The sequence below is a fragment of the Azospirillum formosense genome (assembly GCF_013340925.1).
GTDB classification, from domain to species: domain Bacteria; phylum Pseudomonadota; class Alphaproteobacteria; order Azospirillales; family Azospirillaceae; genus Azospirillum; species Azospirillum formosense.
Genome location: NZ_WHOR01000395.1, coordinates 1 through 3,898 on the forward strand (window position 1 = coordinate 1; position 3,898 = coordinate 3,898).

The following is a 3,898-nucleotide window of genomic DNA, read 5'->3' on the forward strand; positions in this document are numbered from 1 at the left end:
CCTACGGCCACCTGCCCCCCACGGCCCCTGCGGCGACGGTGGCGCCGGACCTGCTGGCGCGGCGGGAGCTGGCGGCACGTCTCGACGGCGGAATGGCCGAGGACACCGCCGGCTGAGCCCCCAAACGGTCGGGCTCAGCCGTCCTTGCGGTACAGGGCGACCAGCGCCGTGAGGACGGCGGGGTCGTCGTAGCGGCCCAGGAACAGGTCGCCGATGGCCCGGCGCAGCAGGATGCTGATCCGGGCGCGGGCGCGGCCATGAACGGCGCCCTCCAGCCGGCGGCAGCGGTTGCACAGCAGGCGGACCCGCTCGACGGCCGAGCGGGTGATGCGCAGCGCCTCGACGCTGACCAGGATGTCGGTGGTCGCGCCGTATTCGGCGGCCTCCGGCCAGGGCACGCGGCGTCCGCGTCCGTCGCGCCACGTCTCGTCCGCCCCGTCGTACCAGCGCCCGTCGGGCAGGCAGCGCACGACCACCCCGTCGGGCCGCCCGCAGCAGCGGCATCGCAGATTCCCCGAGGTTTCCCCCACACGCACCGGGTCGAGATAGGGCGCACGGATCTGCATCCGGCTCCCGGAGCGTGTCTGCCTGCCCCGCATCGGCTGTTCCAGTCCCCGTCTTGAAATCCCCAGCCGGGGGGAGGTCCCCGGCGGAACGGGGACCATGACACGGAACGGCCGGTTCCGCGCGTGACTTCTGCGCGGATCAGGCCGCGAAGGGCATCAGGAACAGAGTGACCGAGGCCAGCGTGAAGGCGGCCATGGAGCGGCGCCCCACGGCGACGGCGGCCTCGTCCTGCCCGCTCTCCTCCAGGCGCAGCGCCAGGAAGCCCTGGGCCATGCCCGACGCGAAGGTGATGAAGTGGATGATCGCGAGGCCGGGCAGCGCGTCCAGCCCCAGCAGCAGGGTGACCGCGCCCAGCACCATGCCGTTGAAGGCGGCCTGGCGCAGGATGGGTTCCCAATGCTCGCGGGCGACGAAGGTTTCGACCATGTCCAGCGGATGGCCGTTCCGCTCGTCCGGATCGGTGTACAGGCTCATGGCTGGGCTCCACAGGCTTGGTGGGGCGCCGCCCGCCGCGGATGGGGTGCGGGGACCGGGCGGCGCGGTGTCAGGATCGGCGGATGCTGTCCGCCATCTTCTTGGCGACGGTCAGCAGATCGCCGTCGGCCTTGTTGCCGGCGACGGTGTAGGCGACCAGCCCGGCCCGCCAGTAGACGAGCCGCAGGCTGTCCTGCACGACGGTGTGCAGCGCGCCATCCCGCGCCGGGCCACCGGACGCGACGAACAGGGTCAGCAGTTCGCCGTCCGGTTCCCTGTAGAGAAACTGGAGAGCGGTGCCATGGTTCCACGGCACGACGCTGGCCCGGATCAGCGTCAGTTCCGGACCGATGGCGGGAAGCGCCACCGTCATACCGCTGCCCTCGGGCAAGGGCACCTGGGCGGTCTGCGCCGGCACCGGCGTGATGTTCGCCTGGAGCAGGGACGGCTGCAGCGTGTTGAGCGCGACGGCCTTGGAATGCGCCTCCGCCGCCTCGTCCGCGAAGGCGGTGACGTCATCGACCTCGCCGGCCAGCTGCGGTCCGGCGGCCCCGCCCGACTGCACCCACACGGTCAGGCTCCATCCCCCCATGACCAGCAGCATCGCGGCGGCCAGCGGGGCGACCCGCCGGGAGAAACGGTCCATGTCCAGACGCCAGCGCAGGCGCCCGGCCAGCGTTTCGGTCTTCTGCACCGAAACGGCGGCCATCATGTCCAGCCCCAGCTTCAGCATCTCCTGCTGGTGCCGGTACTCGTTCAGCTTGGCGGCCAGGGCCGGGTTGGCGGCCAACTGCGCCTCGAAGGCGGCGCGGCGCGCCGGCTCCATCTCCCCGTCCATGTAGAGATGCAGGTCGGTGTCCTGGTGGAGGCTGATGGGATCGCCGCCCATGGCTCACCTCACCGCCCGCAGCGCGGTCTGGCCGCGGTCACGGTGCCCCATCTCCACGCGCAGCGCCTCCCGGCCGCGGGCCAGGCGCGACATCAGGGTGCCGAGCGGGATGTCCAACTGGCGGGCTGCCTCCTGGTAGCTCATCCCCTCCACGGCGACGAGGGTGAGGACGCGGCGCTGCTCGTCGGGAAGGGTGGAGAAGGCCTCGATGGTCCGCATCAGCTCCACATGGTCGGGCTGGTTGGGCGGCAACTGCCCGTAGGTCATCGCCTCGATGGCCGAGGCGCCGCGCGCCCGCACCTGCTCCCGCCGCACCCCGTTGACGTGGACGTTGTGCAGGATGCCGAACAGCCAGGACCGCAGGTCGCCGTTCGGCCGGAAGGTCCGCGACCCGGAGATGGCGCGCACCAGCGTCTCCTGCACGAGATCCTCCGCGTCGTCGCGGTTGCGCGCCAGCGCCAGGGCGTAGCGGCGCAGGGAGCGCAGTTGATTCGACAGTTGATCGCGCAGGCTGAACGTCACGTCTCCACCCCGTGGACTGGATTTTCCCGATTTCCTGCTCCGTTTTCGTTTCGGGAGGGCCTTTTAATCCCGGGGCGGGACGCTTTCCGCGGTCAATCGTCGTCGTGGTCGCGGGACGGCCGGTGCAGCGTGCCATCGGCGAGGATGATCTCGCTGGCCATCAGCCCGCCGTTGCGGACGCGCCCGGTGACGGTGATGGGGGCGCCCGGCTCGATGCCTTCCGGCAGGAGGCCGCGCACCATGACGTCCGTCCGCGCGCTGTCGTCCTGGACGGTCATCCAGGTCGCGCCCGCTGCGGCAACCGTTCCGGAGACGGTGCCGCTCCCGGTCCGCAGCACCTCGGCGACCGGCTGCGGCGAGGCGGCCTGGACCGTATGTTGCCGCTCGCCGGCGTCGGCGGGACCGGACAGCAGAAGGGCGGCGACGGCCGCGGCCAGGAGTGGGAGGGTGGTTGAACGAGTCATGATCCTGTCTCCATCGCAAGGGGCGGGAGGTCCGCCCGAACAGGAGTGATCATGGCAAGGGGCGGCTGAGCCCCGCCTGAACGGGGCGTTCAAGCACGGTTCAGGAAGGCCGGTCACAATCCGCTTGATCGGCGGGGAGCAGCCTATAAATTAGAAACATCTCATTTAAAGGGTGGACGTGGCCCATGCCATCCATCGAGCCGCCGCTCGACCCCGCCGAGCTGGAAGAGCGGGCCGCCGAGGCGGAAACCTTCCTGCGCTCCATCGCCAGCCGCCACCGGCTGATGATCCTGTGCAGCCTGCTGGACGGGGAAATGCCGGTGGGCGACCTCGCGCGGCGGCTCGGCCTGTCGCAGTCGAACCTGTCCCAGCACCTCGCCAAGCTGCGGGACGAGGGGCTGGTCGCCACCCGGCGCGACGGCACCTCGATCCACTACCGCATCGGGTCGGACCGGGTGCGGCCGATCCTGCTGGAGCTGTACCGCCAGTTCTGCGTCGGCGCGCGCTGCGTGGCCGAGGCGGACCCCAGCTCCTGAAACACTCCCTTCAGCGCTCGACCGGCCCGGACGCGGCCATCCAGGCGGCCATGCCGCCGCTCAGCCGGTGGATGTCCCCGGCGAACCCGGCGGCCGCCATCCGGGCCGACGCCGGGCCGCAGCGGCGACCGCTCTGGCAATGGAAGACGAGATGCTTGCCCGTCGCGTCCGGCACGCGGGCCGGATCGAACCGCGACAGCGGCACCAGAGTGGCGCCGGGGATGTGGCCGGCGCGGTGCTCGTGGGGTTCGCGGACATCGACGATCACCGCCGAGCCGTCCTTCAGCCAGCCCATGACGGTGGCGGCGTCGACGGTCTTGATCTGGTCGCTCATGGGGTTTGCGCTCCGGTTGAGGCCGAGACGGGAAAGAAGGGTCTTGAGCATGGTCATCCCTTAACGTCGAGGAGTTCACGGCGGCGGTGGACGGCGGGCGGCGGCGGGGGGG

General features: G+C 71.2%; 7 protein-coding genes. 1 reads left to right on the top strand and 6 read right to left on the bottom strand.

Annotated features, from left to right (window positions below; genetic code table 11):
- Positions 1-134: 134 nt before the first annotated feature.
- From GBZ26_RS27990 to GBZ26_RS28010, 5 genes are all read right to left on the bottom strand, one after another.
- Positions 135-566 (bottom strand): hypothetical protein, encoded by a 432-nt coding sequence (locus GBZ26_RS27990; protein ID WP_051140729.1) that lies wholly within the window; start codon positions 564-566, stop codon positions 135-137.
- Between the two features lie 139 nt (positions 567-705).
- Positions 706-1,041 (bottom strand): hypothetical protein, encoded by a 336-nt coding sequence (locus GBZ26_RS27995; RefSeq protein WP_174441603.1) that lies wholly within the window; start codon positions 1,039-1,041, stop codon positions 706-708.
- Positions 1,042-1,111: 70 nt separating this feature from the next.
- The gene (locus GBZ26_RS28000) at positions 1,112-1,930 is read right to left on the bottom strand and encodes an anti-sigma factor family protein (RefSeq protein ID WP_174441604.1); all 819 of its coding nucleotides are present in this window, start codon (positions 1,928-1,930) and stop codon (positions 1,112-1,114) included.
- Positions 1,931-1,933: 3 nt separating this feature from the next.
- A complete protein-coding gene (locus tag GBZ26_RS28005; RefSeq protein ID WP_174441605.1) occupies positions 1,934-2,452 on the bottom strand; it encodes a sigma-70 family RNA polymerase sigma factor in 519 nt (172 codons plus the stop codon).
- Between the two features lie 92 nt (positions 2,453-2,544).
- A complete protein-coding gene (locus GBZ26_RS28010) occupies positions 2,545-2,916 on the bottom strand; it encodes a hypothetical protein (RefSeq protein ID WP_174441606.1) in 372 nt (123 codons plus the stop codon).
- Between the two features lie 185 nt (positions 2,917-3,101).
- On the opposite strand from GBZ26_RS28010, the gene GBZ26_RS28015 reads away from it, so the two are divergent.
- Positions 3,102-3,452 (top strand): ArsR/SmtB family transcription factor, encoded by a 351-nt coding sequence (locus GBZ26_RS28015; protein ID WP_174441607.1) that lies wholly within the window; start codon positions 3,102-3,104, stop codon positions 3,450-3,452.
- A 10-nt stretch (positions 3,453-3,462) separates the two neighbouring features.
- Here GBZ26_RS28015 and GBZ26_RS28020 read toward each other — a convergent pair whose 3' ends face one another.
- On the bottom strand, positions 3,463-3,786 hold the full coding sequence (locus GBZ26_RS28020) for a rhodanese-like domain-containing protein (RefSeq protein WP_246654092.1): 324 nt from the start codon (positions 3,784-3,786) through the stop codon (positions 3,463-3,465).
- Positions 3,787-3,898 lie beyond the last annotated feature (112 nt).

What these genes read in the sequence shown, in the direction of transcription:
- GBZ26_RS28020 (WP_246654092.1), bottom strand. Translation starts at nt 3,786, where the DNA reads ATGAGCGACCAGATCAAGACCGTCGACGCCGCCACCGTCATGGGCTGG.
- GBZ26_RS27990 (WP_051140729.1), bottom strand. Translation starts at nt 566, where the DNA reads ATGCAGATCCGTGCGCCCTATCTCGACCCGGTGCGTGTGGGGGAAACC.
- GBZ26_RS28015 (WP_174441607.1), top strand. Translation starts at nt 3,102, where the DNA reads ATGCCATCCATCGAGCCGCCGCTCGACCCCGCCGAGCTGGAAGAGCGG.
- GBZ26_RS28010 (WP_174441606.1), bottom strand. Translation starts at nt 2,916, where the DNA reads ATGACTCGTTCAACCACCCTCCCACTCCTGGCCGCGGCCGTCGCCGCC.
- GBZ26_RS28000 (WP_174441604.1), bottom strand. Translation starts at nt 1,930, where the DNA reads ATGGGCGGCGATCCCATCAGCCTCCACCAGGACACCGACCTGCATCTC.
- GBZ26_RS27995 (WP_174441603.1), bottom strand. Translation starts at nt 1,041, where the DNA reads ATGAGCCTGTACACCGATCCGGACGAGCGGAACGGCCATCCGCTGGAC.